Annotated in this window: 15 protein-coding genes; 7 read left to right on the forward strand and 8 right to left on the reverse strand. The window is 73.9% G+C overall.

Annotation, left to right across the window (positions count from 1 at the left end; genetic code table 11):
- Nucleotides 1-62: 62 nt before the first annotated feature.
- From JOE63_RS00935 to JOE63_RS00945, 3 genes are read left to right on the forward strand one after another with little or no spacing between them, the layout of a single operon-like run.
- Nucleotides 63-422: a hypothetical protein gene (locus tag JOE63_RS00935; RefSeq protein WP_204538379.1), complete on the forward strand. Its 360-nt coding sequence runs from the start codon at nucleotides 63-65 to the stop codon at nucleotides 420-422.
- Nucleotides 419-1,672, forward strand: a complete 1,254-nt coding sequence (locus tag JOE63_RS00940) for an MFS transporter (protein ID WP_204538382.1) — start codon at nucleotides 419-421, stop codon at nucleotides 1,670-1,672. The genes JOE63_RS00935 and JOE63_RS00940 overlap by 4 nt, the downstream gene beginning before the upstream one ends.
- A 9-nt stretch (nucleotides 1,673-1,681) precedes the next feature.
- Nucleotides 1,682-2,119: a VOC family protein gene (locus JOE63_RS00945; protein WP_204538385.1), complete on the forward strand. Its 438-nt coding sequence runs from the start codon at nucleotides 1,682-1,684 to the stop codon at nucleotides 2,117-2,119.
- Between the two features lie 43 nt (nucleotides 2,120-2,162).
- Here the strand turns inward: JOE63_RS00945 and JOE63_RS00950 are convergent, their stop codons facing one another.
- Nucleotides 2,163-2,843: a FadR/GntR family transcriptional regulator gene (locus tag JOE63_RS00950; RefSeq protein ID WP_204538388.1), complete on the reverse strand. Its 681-nt coding sequence runs from the start codon at nucleotides 2,841-2,843 to the stop codon at nucleotides 2,163-2,165.
- A gap of 3 nt (nucleotides 2,844-2,846) precedes the next feature.
- Between JOE63_RS00950 and JOE63_RS00955 the strand changes: the two genes are divergently transcribed.
- Nucleotides 2,847-4,136 (forward strand): MFS transporter, encoded by a 1,290-nt coding sequence (locus JOE63_RS00955; RefSeq protein ID WP_087470355.1) that lies wholly within the window; start codon nucleotides 2,847-2,849, stop codon nucleotides 4,134-4,136.
- A gap of 174 nt (nucleotides 4,137-4,310) precedes the next feature.
- Here JOE63_RS00955 and JOE63_RS00960 read toward each other — a convergent pair whose 3' ends face one another.
- On the reverse strand, nucleotides 4,311-7,712 hold the full coding sequence (locus tag JOE63_RS00960) for a CARDB domain-containing protein (protein WP_239576571.1): 3,402 nt from the start codon (nucleotides 7,710-7,712) through the stop codon (nucleotides 4,311-4,313).
- A 386-nt stretch (nucleotides 7,713-8,098) separates the two neighbouring features.
- On the opposite strand from JOE63_RS00960, the gene JOE63_RS00965 reads away from it, so the two are divergent.
- Nucleotides 8,099-8,440 (forward strand): YciI family protein, encoded by a 342-nt coding sequence (locus tag JOE63_RS00965; protein WP_087470357.1) that lies wholly within the window; start codon nucleotides 8,099-8,101, stop codon nucleotides 8,438-8,440.
- A 49-nt stretch (nucleotides 8,441-8,489) separates the two neighbouring features.
- Here the strand turns inward: JOE63_RS00965 and JOE63_RS00970 are convergent, their stop codons facing one another.
- Nucleotides 8,490-9,380: a LysR family transcriptional regulator gene (locus tag JOE63_RS00970; RefSeq protein WP_204538392.1), complete on the reverse strand. Its 891-nt coding sequence runs from the start codon at nucleotides 9,378-9,380 to the stop codon at nucleotides 8,490-8,492.
- Between the two features lie 72 nt (nucleotides 9,381-9,452).
- Between JOE63_RS00970 and dapA the strand changes: the two genes are divergently transcribed.
- The gene (gene dapA / locus JOE63_RS00975; RefSeq protein ID WP_204538395.1) at nucleotides 9,453-10,343 is read left to right on the forward strand and encodes a 4-hydroxy-tetrahydrodipicolinate synthase; all 891 of its coding nucleotides are present in this window, start codon (nucleotides 9,453-9,455) and stop codon (nucleotides 10,341-10,343) included.
- 91 nt (nucleotides 10,344-10,434) lie between these two features.
- On the opposite strand, the gene JOE63_RS00980 is transcribed toward dapA, so the two are convergent.
- Nucleotides 10,435-11,451 carry a hypothetical protein gene (locus tag JOE63_RS00980; protein ID WP_204538398.1) on the reverse strand — a complete coding sequence of 339 codons (1,017 nt, stop codon included), beginning with the start codon at nucleotides 11,449-11,451 and terminating at the stop codon, nucleotides 10,435-10,437.
- Complete coding sequence (locus JOE63_RS00985) at nucleotides 11,448-12,107, reverse strand: SigE family RNA polymerase sigma factor (RefSeq protein ID WP_307839882.1); 660 nt, start codon at nucleotides 12,105-12,107, stop codon at nucleotides 11,448-11,450. Before JOE63_RS00985 ends, JOE63_RS00980 begins: the two co-directional genes overlap by 4 nt.
- Before the next feature lie 242 nt (nucleotides 12,108-12,349).
- Here JOE63_RS00985 and JOE63_RS00990 point away from each other — a divergent pair, with 242 nt between their 5' ends.
- Nucleotides 12,350-12,895: a GNAT family N-acetyltransferase gene (locus JOE63_RS00990; RefSeq protein WP_204538404.1), complete on the forward strand. Its 546-nt coding sequence runs from the start codon at nucleotides 12,350-12,352 to the stop codon at nucleotides 12,893-12,895.
- A 69-nt stretch (nucleotides 12,896-12,964) separates the two neighbouring features.
- Here JOE63_RS00990 and JOE63_RS00995 read toward each other — a convergent pair whose 3' ends face one another.
- From JOE63_RS00995 to JOE63_RS01005, 3 genes are read right to left on the reverse strand one after another with little or no spacing between them, the layout of a single operon-like run.
- On the reverse strand, nucleotides 12,965-14,149 hold the full coding sequence (locus JOE63_RS00995; RefSeq protein ID WP_307839883.1) for an SLC13 family permease: 1,185 nt from the start codon (nucleotides 14,147-14,149) through the stop codon (nucleotides 12,965-12,967).
- A 37-nt stretch (nucleotides 14,150-14,186) separates the two neighbouring features.
- Entirely contained in the window at nucleotides 14,187-14,924 is a 738-nt protein-coding gene (locus tag JOE63_RS01000) for a cation transporter (protein WP_087472616.1), read from the reverse strand.
- A complete protein-coding gene (locus JOE63_RS01005) occupies nucleotides 14,921-15,256 on the reverse strand; it encodes an ArsR/SmtB family transcription factor (protein WP_047230949.1) in 336 nt (111 codons plus the stop codon). Before JOE63_RS01005 ends, JOE63_RS01000 begins: the two co-directional genes overlap by 4 nt.
- Between the last annotated feature and the right edge of the window lie 28 nt (nucleotides 15,257-15,284).

Here is a 15,284-nt window from a genome sequence, read left to right on the forward strand (position 1 = left end):
TGCCAGATCGCGCGGCAGCGTCTCCGGGGACGTCGGGCAGGTCGGGCTCCTAGGGTGGACGCATGCTGCGGACCGTCGCCCTCAACTACCCTGCTCCCCTGCCCGTCGGGCACGCCGTGGAGGTCACCGAGTTCGCCGACATCCGGCCCGAGCGCAAGCGCAAGGGCTTCAGCCAGTCGGAGGCGTTCGCGCACCCGGTCGTTGTCGACCTCGACACCGGCATCCGGTACATGAACCACGTCCACGCGTCCCCGCACGGCAACGGGGGCAACAGCTTCACGGCCAACCGCTACCCCCTCGAGCCGCGCGCGGACCTCGAGGTCGCGGCGCGGTGGAAGGGCCGGGTCACGGCGTGCACGATCGTCATGGTCGAGGGCCTGGAGAACCCCCACACGACCCTGCAGGTCGAGACGGACGCATGACCGCGTCCTTCCGGCCGGGCACGGTGCGCGAGGCCACGGGCGGCATCGTCGCGCTGGGCCTCGCGACGTTCGTGGCGATCACGACCGAGCTCGTTCCCGTCGGGCTGCTGCCGCTCCTCAGCGCGGACCTCGACGTCACCGAGTCCGTCGCGGGGCTGCTCGTCACGGCGTACGCGGTCATGGTCGCGGCGCTCGCGGTGCCGCTGACGCTCGGGACGGCCCGGCTCCCGCGCAAGGGACTGCTGCTGACGACGCTCGTGCTCTACACCCTGAGCAACGTGCTCGTCGCCGTCGCGCCGACGTTCGGCATCGTCGCGGCGGCGCGGGCCCTGGGCGGCGCGTCGCACGCGGTGTTCTTCTCGGTGAGCATCGGGTACGCGTCACGGCTCGTGCTGCCGCACCTCACGGGGCGCGCGCTCTCGCTCGTCACCGCGGGCGCGGCAGTCGGGTTCGTGCTCGGCGTCCCGCTGACGACCACGCTCGGCACCGCGATCGGCTGGCGCCCCGCGTTCGGCGTGCTCGCGGGCGCGTGCGCGCTGGCCACGGTGCTCATCGCGTTCCTGCTGCCCCCCGTGCCCGGGGGCGGCGCCCCGCCGTCGGACGCGACGAGCTCGAGCCGACGCTCGGCGCTCGCGGTGGCCACGACCACCAACGCGCTCACCTACCTGGGCCAGTACACGGTCTACACCTTCGTCTCGCTGCTGCTCCTGGGCGCGGGCCTCCAGGAGTCGGCACTCGGCCCGGCGCTCCTCGTGCTCGGCGCGCTCGGGCTCGTCGGGACGGCGTTCGCCGCCGCGCGCCTCGACCACCGGCCGCGGCGGACGACGGTCGTCACGCTGGTCGCGGTGGTGGCGGGCATGCTCGCGGTCGGGCTCGCGTTCCCCGGGACCGTCGGGGTGCTCGTCGCGATCGGGGTGTGGAGCGCGGGGTTCGGCGCCGTCGCTCCGGTGTTCCAGGCGGCGGCGATCCGCGCGCACGGGGCGTCGCCAGACCTCACGGGAGCGCTCGTCAACGCGTCGTCGAACGTCGGCATCGGCGGGGGCGCCGCGCTCGGCGCGCTCGTCCTCGCCCGCTCCGGGCTCGACGTCGTCCCGTTCGTCGGGGCGGGGATCGTCGCCGTCGCGCTCGTCGTGGTCCTCGTCGCGCGGCGCACGTTCCCTGCGGCGCCGACCACGCTGGTGACGGACGCGCCGGTGACGGACGCGCCGGTGACGGAAATGCCCTCCGACCGGGAGGGCCCGCACGCCTAGGGTGGCGGGATGACGACGACGGTCAGGCAGGTCCAGGTCACGTTCGACTGCGCGCAGCCGGAGCGCGTCGCCCGGTTCTGGTGCGAGGTGCTGGGCTACGTCCCGCCGTCGCCCCCGGACGGCTTCGCGACGTGGGACGACGCGAACGCCGCGCTCGCGCCCGAGCGGCGGGACGCGTGGTTCGCGTGCAGCGACCCCACGGGGGTCGGCCCGCGCCTGTTCTTCCAGCGCGTCCCGGAGGGCAAGGTCGTCAAGAACCGGGTGCACCTCGACGTGCGCGTCGGCACCGGGCTCGTGGGCGCCGAGCGGCTCGCGACGCTCGAGGCCGAGCGCGACCGCCTCGTCGCCCTCGGCGCGACGTGCGTGCGCGTGATGGTCGCGGACGAGGAGGACGAGTCGTGCATCGTCATGCAGGACGTCGAGGGGAACGAGTTCTGCCTGGACTGATCCCGAGCCGGCCGACCGCGGAGCCCGCTCGCCGCGCCGCGGCTCAGCGCAGGAACGGGTCCATGATGGCAGCCACCGCCGCGGCGGCGCGGCCGGCGTCCGCGTCGGCGATCGCCTCGACCAGCTCGTGGTGGTGCCGGTGCGCGGCGTCCTCGTCCTCGTTCTCCTCGTCGCGCATGTGGACGGCGAAGACGTCGAGCATGCTCGAGTAGAGCGTCACGTACAGGGGGTTGTGCGTCGCCTCGACGATGGCGCGGTGCAGGTCGAGGTCCGCGCTCGCGCGCGCGTCGGGGTCGTCGGTCGACCACGTCGCCTCCCGCCGGTCGCGCAGCACGCGCAGCAGCACGACGTCGGCGTCCGTGCGGCTCGCGGCGGCGAGCGACGCCGCCGTGCTGTCGAGGGCGAGGCGCAGCTCCAGGTAGTGGCGGCGGCTCCCTCCGGCGAGCTGGCGCTCGAGGGTCCCGGTCAGCTCGGAGCGGGAGATGACGAACGTGCCGCGCCCCTGCTCGCGGCGCAGCAGGCCCGCGTGCACCAGCGACTGGAGCGCCTCGCGGACCGTGTTCCGCCCGATGCCGAACTCCGCCACCAGTGCGACCTCGGTCGGGATGCGCTCGCCGACGGGCCAGCGCCCGGAAACCACCTCGTCGCGGAACCGTGCCGCCGCCTGGTCGATGAGCCCTACTCGACGCAGCGGCTCGCGCGTGTCAGACTGCTCAGGATTCATCCCATGATCCTATCGTCGGCCGACCTCGCAGCGGAGCTCTTCATGGCCACACTCTCCCCCACCCGCGTCCCCGCAGGGCGAGTCCGCCTCACCCTGTGGGCCGGGCTCGCCGTCGCGCTCACGGCGATCAACCTCCGGACGGCCGTCACGGGGTTCACCCCGCTCCTGGAGATCATCGGCGCGGACCTGGGCTACGGCGTGGCCGTGGCCGGGCTGCTCGGCACGGTGCCCGCGGTGTCGTTCGGCCTCTTCGGGTTCCTCGCCCCCGTGGTCACGCGCAGGTTCGGCCTCGAGCGCACGGCCACGGTCGCGCTGGGGCTGACGGCCCTGTCCCTCGTCCTGCGCGCCGTCTCCCCGTCGACCACCTGGCTGGTGGCGTCGACCGTGCTGGCCCTCGCCGGGATCGGCGCGGCGAACGTCGTGATCGTCCCCCTGGTGAAGGCGTGGTTCCCGGACCGGATCGCCCTGTGGACGTCGCTCTACCTGATCCTCATGCAGACCGGTCAGTTCGTGGCCCCGCTCCTGGCCGTGCCCGTCGCCGAGGCGACGAGCTGGCGGTTCTCCGTCGGGATCTGGGCGGGACCCGCGGCGCTGGCCGCCGTCGTCTGGCTCGTCCTGGCGACCCGGACGCCCGCCGACCACCACGCGCCCGGCGCCACGACCGCCGTCGGCGCGAGGCTGCGGATCGGCCGGTCCTCGACCGTCTGGGGCCTCGTGGTCCTGTTCGCGGCGATCTCGTGGTCCAACTACGGGATCATCACCTGGGTCCCGGCCGTCCTCACCGACGCGGGCGGCAGCGCGGCGCTCGGCGGCACCATGGTCGCCCTCTACTCCGCCTGGGGGATGGTCGCTGCGCTGGTCGTCCCGCAGCTGGCCACGCGCCTCGCGAACCCGTTCGTCGTGGTCGTGGTGTGCGCGGTCGTCCTCGTGACCGGGTACCTCGGCCTGCTCCTCTCCCCGCTCGACGGCACCGTGCTGTGGATGTGCGCGCTCGGGATCGGGGTGAGCACGTTCCCCCTGTGCATGACCCTCATCAACCGGCGGACCCGGACGCCCCAGTCCGCGTCGGCCGTGTCGGGCTTCGTCCAGGGTCTCGGGTACGCGCTGGCGTGCTTCGGCCCGATCGGCCTGGGCCTGCTGCGCGAGGCGACCGGGTCGTGGTCGGTCCCGCTCCTCGTGCTCGCCACGACCGCGATCCCCGGCGTGGTCGGCGGCTGGTTCGCCTGCCGCCCCCGTTTCGTGGAGGACACGGTGCCCCCGGAGCCGGTCGCCGACCGGCTGCCGCCGCGCTGAGCGCCGGGCCGCGGGCCCCGGGTCGTTCGCGGGGTGGGCGGCCTTCACCGGCGTGCGGTACCTCGCGGGCCAGCCCAGCGGCCCGCCGTCGACCACGACCTTCCCCCGCGCCGAGAACGAGGTTGGTGTCGTTATCCGGCGGATAACGACACCAACCTCGTGTTCGGCGAGGCCTTACTGGCCCGTGAACGTGAACTGCGAGCCGGGCTCCTTGGCGACGTCGCCGTCACGCGAGTTTGTGACGGTCACGTTCGACAGGATCGCGTTGCCGCGGGCGCCGCCCATCGCGAGGATGCCGGAGCCGTTGTTGGACTGGTCGATCCGCACGTTCGTGATCTTCACGTCCGGCATGTTCCCGCCGCCGTTCTTGAACTGGATGCCGTCGTACGTGGAGTCGACGATGTCCGTGTCGCGGATGGTGACGCCGACGATGTCGTGCGTCTGCGGGAAGATCGTGATCGCGCCGAACTCCTGGTCCTCGTTCCAGAACGCCCCGCCGGTGCGGTAGAGCCCGTTGTTGGCGATGAGCGTCGTCCCCGAGAACGGCAGGGGGTCGTGGTCGGTCGCCAGCATGATGCCGGGGTAGTTCATGGTGTCGGAGATCAGGTTGTTCTCGATCTTGTTGCCGTAGCCGCCGTAGATCGCGATGCCGTTGGCGCGCCACGGGAGCTGGACGGTGTTGTTGCGGAACGTGTTGCTGTGCCCGATGTCGACGTTCCGGTCCTTGACGTACGGGTTGGCCCAGACGGCGAGCGCGTCGTCGCCGGTGTTCCGGAACGTCGAGTTCACCACGAGCGAGTTGCGCGTCCCGTTGCTGAAGTTGATGCCGTCCGCATAGGTGTTGCGGATGCGCATGCCGGAGAACTCGACGCCGTCGCCGGGTCCCCACAGCTCGGGGATGTTGGTGTAGTCGCGCCCGACCCACACGCCGACGTTCGCGTGCTCGATCCACACGTTGCTGATCTTCGTGTCCTTGCCGAACCGGCCGTTGAGGCCGACGCCGCCCTCCTCCTGCGCGTTGTTGCCGCGGATCGTCCCGGAGCCGAAGATCGCGAGGTCGGAGATCTGGACGTTGTCGTCGATGTCGAACCCGAAGTTGCCCTCGTGCGGGTGGTTGATGACGCCCGGGGCGAGGTGCGGCGGGATGAGGCTGTAGAGCTGCGAGTGCCACATGCCCGCACCGCGGATCGTCACGTCGCTGATGCCCACCTGGTTGTGCATGCCGCGGTTGAGCGGGTCGTCGGTGAGGATCTTCTTCTCCTGGCGCCACTGCCCCGCCGGGATCCACACGCAGTCGATCTCTCCGTTCTGGTTCGCGGTGACGGCGGCCTGGATGGCGGCCGTGTCCTCGAGACCGTCGTTCGGCACCGCGCCGTACTCGGTGATCGACGTGCACTGCGCGGGCTTCGCCAGCGGCGGGGCGACCTGCTCCAGCTCGACCAGGTCGATGACGTAGAACGCCGCGTCGTCGCCCGCGTCGCGCTGGAGCCTGAAGACCGTCCCGGCCGGGAACGACCGGCCGAGCAGCGCGTGGGACTCGTCGAAGAGGCGGCGTGCGTCGCCGCCCGGGGTGTTGACGAGGCCCTCGGGCTGGTCGGTCGTGCCGTAGAGCCAGGCGTGCTTGGAGGAGAGCGTCAGCTTCTGCACGAACTGGCCGTCCGCGTAGAGGCTGATCGTCTTCTCCTGGCCGCCACCGCCGGGGGCGTCGGGGATCGAGTTCCGCACGACGATCGAGTTCGTCGCGTTCGTCGACGTGAACTGGACGTACTGGCCCGTGCTGGTCAGGCGCACGGACTCGCGGCCAGACGACTCGGTCGCGAAGTTCGTGTGCCCGAACGTGCGCAGGGCGTCGGTCTGGAGCAGCGTCCCCGTGTACTGGCCGTCCTCGGCCTCGTACGTCGTGTACGGGACGGCGGCGCCGCGCCCGACGGTCACGGCGAGCGTGCCGGTGTTGTTGTCCTCGTTCGTCTCGGCGACGACGCCCGTGGCGTCGGCCGTCGCGGTCACGGTGACCCCGCCGTTCGTCGCGGTCCACGAGCCGCTCGGCGTGACGGTGACGGTCGCGCCCGCGGGGACGGCCGGCGTCGTGCCGTCGAGCGTCGTGGTGCCGGCGACGACGCGTGTCACCGACCCGGCCGCGACGGGCTGGTTGCCGCGGTTGCGGACCTGGACGGAGAACGTCACGGCCGAGCCGACGGCCGGGTTGGCCGGGTTCGACGTCACGGAGACGACCTCGAGGTCCGGCCCGGGCGCCTCGCCCACGACGAGCTTGGCCGTCGCCGTGAACGCGTTGTCCGTCTCGTCCTGCTCGACGACGGTGTTCGCCGGGTCGACGACCGCACCGACCGTGTACTCGCCCGCGGGCCGGGTGCCCGCCGCGACCTGGACCTGCGCGCTCGCGCCGGGCTGGAGCGCGGCGACGGCGGCCGAGCCCGCGGTCGACCCGCCGAGCTTCCCGTCGAGCGTGGTGGCCGACGACGCGCGGTCGCCCGTGTTCTTCACCGTCGCCGTGAGCGTCACGGGGGTCGTCGCCGTGGGCGACGCCGGGGACGCGGTCACCGCGGTGACGGTGAGGTTGGGGTTCGGCGCGGGGGCGCCGTAGACCTCGAGCTCGGCGACCTGGCCGTTGCCCGCGCCCGTGTTGCCGGTGAAGCGCAGGCGCACGTCGGTCGCCGTCCCGGTCACGGGGACGTCGACGAGGTTGCCGCTGCCCGGCGCGAACGCGTAGCCGGCGGACGCCTTGAGCTCCTGCCAGGTGCCCGTGCCGGTGCGGCCCCACACGGAGAACGTCTGCGTGCGCGGGCCCCACGCCGCGTCGGGGTTGAGCCGGACGCGGACGCTGCTGAGCTGCGTCGGCGCGGCGAGCGCGACGTCGAGCGTCGACGGATACTGACCGCCCGCGCCCTCCCAGTACGTGGTCGCGCTGCCGTCGACCGCGTTCGCCGCGACGAACTGCCACTCCGTCGACGACGCCGTCGCGGGGCGGCTCTTCGCGTAGTTGGTGCCGGTCGGGTCCGTCGGGTCGGTCGGGTCCGTGGGGTCCGTCGGGTCGGTGCCGCCCGTGGGCGTGCCCCACACCTGCAGCTCGGAGACCTGGCCGTTGCCCGCTCCGGAGTTGCCGGTGAACGCGAGGCGCACCTCGTCGACCTCGACGTCGAGGGGGATCTCGACCTTGTTGCCGCTCGCCGGGTCGAACCCGTACGCCGCCGACGCCTTGAGCGTCCGGAACGACGTCTCGCCGTCGGAGCGGCCGAGCACGCTGAACGTCTGGGTGCGCGACGACCACACGGAGGGCGGCGGCAGCGTGACGACGACGCGGTCGACGTCGGCCTCCGCCCCGAGGTCGACGGTGAGGTGCGACGGGTACTGGCCGCCCGCGCCCTCCCAGTAGGAGCTCGCGTTCCCGTCGTTCGCGTTGCCCGCGACGTACGTCTGCGTCACCGACGACGCGGCGATCGGCTTGCCGAGCGCCAGGTTGGTGGCGTCCGCGGCGTGCGCCACGGCGACGACGCCGAGCGGCGCGACGAGCGCCACCGCGGCGCCCGCCACGACCGTGTGCTTCCAGGGGGTTCTCATGAACGTCCTCGTTCTCCCGCCGGGGCGGGCTCGTCCACCCGCGGGCAGCGGTGCCCGACGGCGGGCGCGACCGTGCTGGTGCCGCGCCGCCGTCACGGGTGGGTCGGGTCAGGGCTGGTTCAGGGTCGGACCGGGATCGACCCAGAGGTCGAGACCGGTCAGCCGGGTGTGCCACGAACGACCCGTCAGGGATGGTCACCGGTCGGACCCGTGGCGGCATTCGAGAGTTGCAGCGTGTGCACTGCTTTGTGCTGGACTTCTGTCAACTTCTTGCGTCGTGCAGTACGGACGTTACGAGACGGACATCCGGGGCGTCAAGGGTGGACGCGGAGCAGGTACCTCGCGCGACGATGGACCGGGATCCCCGGAGACGAAGGAGTCGTGCGATGGCGAAGTACCTGATCTCGTTCCCCAGCGGCGAGATGGACCTCGGTCCCGGCGGCCTCGAGGCGGCCGCGGACGCGGCGCACGCGGTCGTGCGGGAGGCCAAGGAGGCCGGCGTCTGGGTGTTCGGCGGCGGGATCGACGAGAGCGTCCCGCCGGTCCTCGTCGCCGGGGACGGCACCGTCACCGAGGGCACGTACCCGCAGACAGCCCGGCTCGAGGGCGGCTACACCGTGCTGGAGGTGCCGACGCGCGACGAGGCGCTCCGGTGGGCCGCGAAGATCGCCGTCGCCTGCCGGTGCCGGCAGGAGGTGCGCGTGTTCCAGGACGACCCCGAGAGCTGACGGCGCCCCGGCGCGGCCGTGCGCACCGGCGCCGTCGATCCCTGTGCTGCTACCCGGTGGTGCGGCTGAGCCCGGCGGCCGCCACGGCCGCGTGCAGCGCCTCGCGTGCGGCGGCGACCTCCGGGTGCGACCGGGACCCGCGGCGGTAGGCCAGCGAGGTCCGACGGCGGATGGCGAGCGGCGTGAGGACCACGCCCGTGGGAGGGTTCCCGGCCGCGAGGTCCGGGACGAGCGCGACACCCTGCCCGGCGGCCACCAGCGCGAGGACCGCGCCGAAGTCGTCCGCGTGGTGCCGGATGGCGGGGGCATAGCCCGCCGCCTCGCAGGCCCTGACGGTCAGCGTGTGGCACAGGGTCCCGGGCGTGCCGGCGATCCAGGGTGCGTCCCGACGGTCGGCGAGCGACCCCGCGTCCAGGGCGGCCAGGTGGACCGTCTCCTCCAGCAGCGGCTCCGTCTCGACTCCTGGCCCGACCGTGAGCGGGACGTGGTCGTACTCCTGGACCAGCGCGACGTCGACCGCGTCCCCGCGCAGCGCGGCGGGGACCGTGGCGGGATCGAGCTCGGAGACCAGGAGCCGCAGCCCCGGGTGGTCGGAGCTCAGGCGCACGACGGCGGGCGTGAGCAGGGTCGGCACGGCCGTCGGGAAGACGCCGATGCGCAGCGTCCCGCGGAGCGTCGTGGCGGCCGAGGCGAGGTCGGCCTCGGCCTCGCGCAGGACCTCGAGGATCCTCTCCGTGTGCTCGACGAGCGTCACCGCGGCCGCGGTGAGCCGCACCCGGCGGCCCGACCGCTCCAGGAGGGTCACCCCGGCGTCGCGCTCGAGCACGGAGAGCTGCTGCGACACGGCCGAGGGAGTGTAGGCGAGCGCCTCGGCCACGGCGGCGATGGTCCCCCGGTGCGAGAGCTCCCGGAGCAGCCGGAGCCTGCGGATGTCGAGCATAAGGAGAACTTACGGCACCCGACAGAAACATGAACTGGACCCGACGATAGCGACGGGCCCAGAGTGGCCGCCATGGAGCTCTCCGGCCTCTACGTCCCCCTGGTCACCCCGTTCACCGACGACGACCGCCTCGACCTCGACGCGCTCGCGACGCTCGCCGCCACGGTCCTCGACGAGGGCGCGGCGGGCGTCGTCGCCCTGGGCACGACCGGGGAGCCGGCGGCCCTGACCCGCGCCGAGGCCCGCCAGGTGGTCGACGTCTGCGCCGGGGTCTGCGCGGGACGCGACCGGCAGCTCGTCGTCGGCACGGGGACGAGCAGCACCGCCGCGTCCGTCGACCTGATCGCGGACCTCGACCCCCGGGCGTCCGCCGCGCTCGTCACGGTCCCCGCCTACACGCGCCCCTCCCCGGAGGGCGTCGTCGAGCACTTCCGGCGCCTCGCTGCGGCGACCCCCGTCCCGCTGGTCGTCTACCACGTCCCGTACCGGACGGGCCTCAGCCTGACGGCGGACACGCTCCACCGGCTCGCCGACCTGCCCGGCGTGGCCGGGTTCAAGCACACGGTGGGCTCGATCGACGACACGACGGTCGCGTTCCTGAGCACCCTGCGACCGGACGTGTCGGTGCTGGCCGGCGACGACCTGTACATCGGCCCGCTGATCTCCCTCGGGGCCCGGGGGGCGATCACCGCGAGCGCCAACGTGGCGCCGCGCGCCTACGCGGAGCTCGTCAGCGCCTGGCGACACGGCCCGGCAGGACGGGCCCGCACGATGCACGACGCGCTGGTCCCGCTCACGCGCGCCCTGTTCGCCGAACCCAGCCCGGCGGTGATCAAGGCCGTCCTCGCCGCCGACGGCCGGATCGCCAGCCCGCGCGTGCGGCTCCCGCTCCTCCCGGCATCCCCGGCCGCGGTCGCGGCGGCCCTCGCGTCCCGCGAGGCTCGACCGGCAGCCTCGGCGTAGCGGACCCGCCGGTCCGTCCGGCACCGCCTCGGCACGACGGCGCCGCACCCGGCCCGGTGACGGCGCCGTCGTCGTGCGTGGGTGGCGAGGGTCAGCAGTCCTCCCAGGAGCGGCAGTGGCTGTCCTCCAGGCGCGGTTCCTTGGGCAGCACGTCGACGGGCCCCTCCTCGAGGTACGTGTCCCACGAGGTGAACACGACCTCTCCGGCGTCCTCGGGCGGCCCGGAGGTGACCGCTCCCGAGACCTCCAGGAGTCGGCGCTCGACGGGGTCGTACACGTACCGAGCGAACTGGGTCTGGACGGTCTCGTCCCCCTCGCCCCCGGTGGTGATCACCGACTCCAGCCCCACGCCGACGCGTCCTTGCCTGTCGCGGACCTCACCGAGCGCCGTGGCCGTGGGCTGGTTCGTCATCACGGTCCACAGCGCGTCCCGCAGGGCAGGAGGAGCCGGGGTGCGCCCGATGAAGGAGCCGGCGAGCTGGAGCACCGCGTCCTCGCGCGGGTTCGGCTCCTGGTACAGGACGGCGACGTTGTCGCGCAGGACGGCCTCGAGCTCGGCGGGGTCGGTCGGGAGCGCGTAGAACGTGCCCCAGCCGAGATCGACGCGCTCACCGTCCAGGAGCATCTCCCGCCCCCAGGGGTGCAGGCCGACACCGATGGCGGACTCGAGGTCGCCGTCGTTCATCGCCAGCCCCGGCCGGTCGTTGCCGAACCACTCGTCGAGGACGTTGACGTGCTCGTCCCCGTTGCTCTCGACCTCGTGGATCTCACGACGAAGGTGCCAGTACGGTGCGTCGGGCCAACCGGGCCCGAGCGTCGGGGCGGCGTCGCCCGGGGCCGGCGAGGCGTCCGGCGGGGTGGACGGCGGGTCCGTGGCGGGCAGGATCTGGGGTTCCCGATCGGCCCACGGCTGGGCGACCCACCCGACCCCCGCCGTGAGCACGGTGGCGCACGCGACGAGAGCGGTCACCCGCCGCCGACGGCGTGCGCGCCGCGCAGCCGGGACGACGCGCGACGTGTCGACGAGGACCGTGGGTGCGACGGCGTCCAGCCGGTCGCGCAGGGTGCGGGCGAAGTCCTCGTCGGGGCGAGGCAGCGTGGCGTTCACGAAAGGCTCCCCTCGGTGGGTTCGACGCGCGACGACGACGGGCGGCGAGCGCCGCTGACACCGGCGGACCGGTGCCGGACGTCGACGGCGTCCGCCGCGGACAGCACCGACCGGAGCTGCGCGAGCCCGCGGGACGCCGTCGACTTCACGGTGCCGACCGACACGCCGAGGTCGTCCGCGACCTCCCTCGCCGACATCCCGACGAGGTGGCGCAGCACGACGATGCGGCGCTGCCGGAGCGTGAGCGTCGCGAGAGCTCGGACGAGACGGTCCCGCTCGGCGTGCGTCTCCACGGGCGCCGACCGTTCCGCGTGCTCGGGGACGTCGTCGGTCGCGACGAGCACCTCGCGCCGCCGCCGCCTCCACTGGTCGATGCGCGACGTCGCGAGAGCCTGCCGCGCGTAGGCGAACGGGTCCCGCTCGCGGGCCGTCCTCCAGTGCAGGTAGGTCTTGGTCAGCGCCTGCTGGACGAGCTCGTCGGCGACGTGGGCGTCCCCGCACAGCAGCCAGGCGGTGCGGCCCAGCCGGGGTGCGGCATCCGCCATGAAGGCGGCGAACTCCTGCTCGGGGTCGGCCGCCACCCGGACGAGGGTGATCTGGTCTGGTGGCCCGACGTCGGGTGCGTCGTCGTCCTCGGAGACGGCGAGTGCGTTCACGGTCATGACTGTGACACGTCCACCGTCACCGAAAGGTTGAGTCAGGCAGCGCGTTACCTCCCGCAGTGGCGACGCAGCGGCGACGACGGGCCGGCAGCATCCCCGATGCCGAGCCCGCCGACAGGGGCGCGGTCACGACGGGGGGATCGCCCCAGAGACCTGATACCTCGGAAGGACGACGGTCGGCGATCCGCCGGCGAATTTCCGTTGCCTCCCGGCGCGCACCCGTCGAGTGTGTCGGCATGCTGATCAGACGCGAGCGCCCGTCCGACGTCCAGGCGATCCGGGCGGTCACCGCAGACGCCTTCTCCGCGGTCGAGCACGCCGCCCCGTCCGTCGAACCCGACGGCGCGCCCGGCGAGGCCACCCTGGTCGGGTGGCTGCGGGAGGACAGCGGGTGGATCCCGGAGCTGTCGCTGGTCGCCGAGACCGGGCGCCCTGACCCGCAGGTGGTCGGGCACGCCGTCGCCACCCACGGGCGGCTCGCGGACCGGCCGGCGCTGGGGCTCGGACCGCTCAGCGTCCGTCGCGACCACCAGCGGCGCGGAGTCGGTGCCGCGCTCGTGCACACGGTCCTCGGTGCAGCGGACGCTCTCGGAGAGCCCGTCGTGGTGCTGCTCGGGGAGCCGGCCCTCTACTCCCGGTTCGGGTTCGTGCCCGCCGCCTCCCTGGGGATCGAGGCTCCCGAGCCGGCGTGGGGGGACTACTTCCAGGCGCGCGCCCTGAGCGCCTGGCGCGACGAGTACTCGGGACGGTTCACCTATGCCGCCCCGTTCGACCGCCTGTGACGTGAGTCCGCGCGCCGCGCGCACGACGGCGAACCGTCGACCATGCACCCGGGCGAGCTCGCGCTCTGCCTAGCTGAGCGCGACGACCGCGACCCCCGCAGCGACGGCGAGAGGTGCGAGCACGAGGCCCTGCCGGACCACGTGCCACGCGGGCGGGGGACCGTGCTCGAACGCGTGGCGGCGGTACTGCTGCCACCACAGCACGGTCGCGAGGGACGCCCACGGCGTGATCAGCGGCCCGGCGTTCACCGCGACGAGGAGCGTCGCGAGCCGGTCGACGCTCTCCCCCGCCGCGGGCAGCAGCGCGAGGAACGCGGGCAGGTTGTTCACCAGGTTGGCCGCGACGACGCCGGTCGCGGCCAGCTGCGCGAGGTCGCCCGGCCCGTCGCCCGTGCCTGCGACGGTCGCGAGCAGGTCGCCGAGCCCGTGCGCGTGCCACGTCTCGACGAGCACGAACAGCGCCGCCACGACGAGCGCGGACCGCCACGGCAGCATCTCCCGCACCGGCACGAGCGGTCGCACGCGCCGCCACCACGTCGCGAGCGCGAGCACCGCGGCGCCCGCGAGGGCCGTCGGCGCGACGGGGATCTCCAGCGCGAACGCGACCGCGAGGAGGACGACGACCGCGGCGGTGAGCCGCAGGAGGAGCCGGTCGGGCGGCGTCGGGCCGGCACCCGCGAGCGTGAAGCGCCCGCGCAGGTCGCGGCCGTGCAGCACCAGCAGCACGACGACGGTCACGGTCAGGACGGCGAGCGCCGGCGCCCACATCACCGCGACGTACCCGGTGCCGAACCGGTGCGCCGCGAGCAGGTTGGTCAGGTTCGAGACGGGCAGGAGCAGGGACGCCGTGTTGGCGAGCGCGAGCACGGTGAGCGCGAGGGGCAGCGGCCGCGTGCCCGTGCGGCGTGCGAGGGCGAGCACGACGGGCGTGACGAGCACCGCCGTCGTGTCGAGCGAGAGCACGACCGTGCTCGCCGTCGCGAGGACGACGACGAGCCCCCACAGGACGATCCGTCTGCCCCGGGCGAGCCGCGCAGCCCGGGCCGCGACGGCGTCGAACAGGCCGGCGCCCGCGCACAGCTCGGCGACGACCGTGATCGCGAGGAGGAACACGAGCACGGGTCCGGTCCGGACGAGCAGCTCCCGCGCGTCCGTCGCGGGGAGCAGCCCGGTCGCGGGCAGCACGACGACGACCACCGCCGCGACGAGCCACAGCGGCACACGGCGGCGCGCCGGTGCTCCCGAGGCGTTCACGTCGCGATCGTAGAGCCCGCGACGGGCGCACGAGCGCTCAGGGGCGCCACGTCGGCCCGTCGTCCTGGGGTGCGCAGCACCCGTCGGCGCAGGTGTCTGCATCGCCCTCGCCGACGAGCGCCGAGACGGGGGCGCAGCACGCGTCCCCGCGCCAGGCCTCGACGCCCTCCTTGACGGCGACGGCCGCGATGACGAGCGCGGCGAGCGGGTCGGCCCACGACCAGCCGAGCGTCGCGTTGAGCACGAGCCCGACGAGCAGCACCGCCGACAGGTACGTGCACAGGAGCGTCTGCTTCGAGTCCGCGACAGCGGACGCCGACCCCAGCTCGCGACCCGTGCGGCGCTCGAACCACGACAGGAAGGGCATGACGGCGAGGCTCACCGCGGCGAGCCAGATGCCCACGACGGAGTGCGCGGGCTCGGCCGCGCCGAGCAGCGACCGGACGGCGTCGACGGACACGAAGACGGCGAGGCCGAAGAACGAGACGGCGATGACGCGCAGCGCGGCCCGCTCGCGCCGGTGCGGGTCGGGCGCCGCGAACTGCCACGCGACCGCGGCGGCGGACAGCACCTCGACGAGCGAGTCGAGCCCGAACCCGACGAGCGCGGCCGACGACGCGATACGGCCCGCGGTGATCGCGACGACCGCCTCGACGACGTTCCAGGTGATCGTCGCCGCGACGACCCACCGCACCCGGCGCTCGAGCACGGCGCGGCGCGCGGCGGTGAGGGCGGCAGGTCCGGACGGCGGGGGCCCGATCGAGACGGAGGTCATGAGCACGTGCACCCGTCAGGCCCGCAGCAGGTGGGGTCGACCTGGACGACGAGGCGCAGCAGGTCGTCGAGGGCGGGGGCCAGGTGGGGGTCGGCGAGGCGGTACCAGGTGCGACGGCCGTCGGGGATCGCCTCGACGAGCCCGCACCCGCGCAGGCACGCGAGCTGGTTCGACATGACCTGCCGCGAGACGCCGAGCGCGTCCGCGAGGTCGGACGGGTAGGCCGGGGCCTCCCGCAGCGCCAGGAGGACGCGCGTGCGCGTCTCGTCCGACAGGGCGTGCCCCAACCGCGCGAGCGCCGCGGTGTGGGTGAGCGTGACCGTCTCGACCATGCGCCCGAGAGTACACGCTCTCCTGTAT

The organism is Cellulosimicrobium cellulans (genome assembly GCF_016907755.1).
Classification (GTDB): domain Bacteria; phylum Actinomycetota; class Actinomycetes; order Actinomycetales; family Cellulomonadaceae; genus Cellulosimicrobium; species Cellulosimicrobium cellulans_D.

Coding starts and splice junctions, on each gene's coding strand:
- JOE63_RS00935 (WP_204538379.1), top strand. CDS start 63: ATGCTGCGGACCGTCGCCCTCAACTACCCTGCTCCCCTGCCCGTCGGG.
- JOE63_RS00940 (WP_204538382.1), top strand. CDS start 419: ATGACCGCGTCCTTCCGGCCGGGCACGGTGCGCGAGGCCACGGGCGGC.
- JOE63_RS00945 (WP_204538385.1), top strand. CDS start 1,682: ATGACGACGACGGTCAGGCAGGTCCAGGTCACGTTCGACTGCGCGCAG.
- JOE63_RS00950 (WP_204538388.1), bottom strand. CDS start 2,843: ATGAATCCTGAGCAGTCTGACACGCGCGAGCCGCTGCGTCGAGTAGGG.
- JOE63_RS00955 (WP_087470355.1), top strand. CDS start 2,847: ATGATCCTATCGTCGGCCGACCTCGCAGCGGAGCTCTTCATGGCCACA.
- JOE63_RS00960 (WP_239576571.1), bottom strand. CDS start 7,712: ATGAGAACCCCCTGGAAGCACACGGTCGTGGCGGGCGCCGCGGTGGCG.
- JOE63_RS00965 (WP_087470357.1), top strand. CDS start 8,099: ATGGCGAAGTACCTGATCTCGTTCCCCAGCGGCGAGATGGACCTCGGT.
- JOE63_RS00970 (WP_204538392.1), bottom strand. CDS start 9,380: ATGCTCGACATCCGCAGGCTCCGGCTGCTCCGGGAGCTCTCGCACCGG.
- dapA (WP_204538395.1), top strand. CDS start 9,453: ATGGAGCTCTCCGGCCTCTACGTCCCCCTGGTCACCCCGTTCACCGAC.
- JOE63_RS00990 (WP_204538404.1), top strand. CDS start 12,350: ATGCTGATCAGACGCGAGCGCCCGTCCGACGTCCAGGCGATCCGGGCG.
- JOE63_RS01000 (WP_087472616.1), bottom strand. CDS start 14,924: ATGACCTCCGTCTCGATCGGGCCCCCGCCGTCCGGACCTGCCGCCCTC.
- JOE63_RS01005 (WP_047230949.1), bottom strand. CDS start 15,256: ATGGTCGAGACGGTCACGCTCACCCACACCGCGGCGCTCGCGCGGTTG.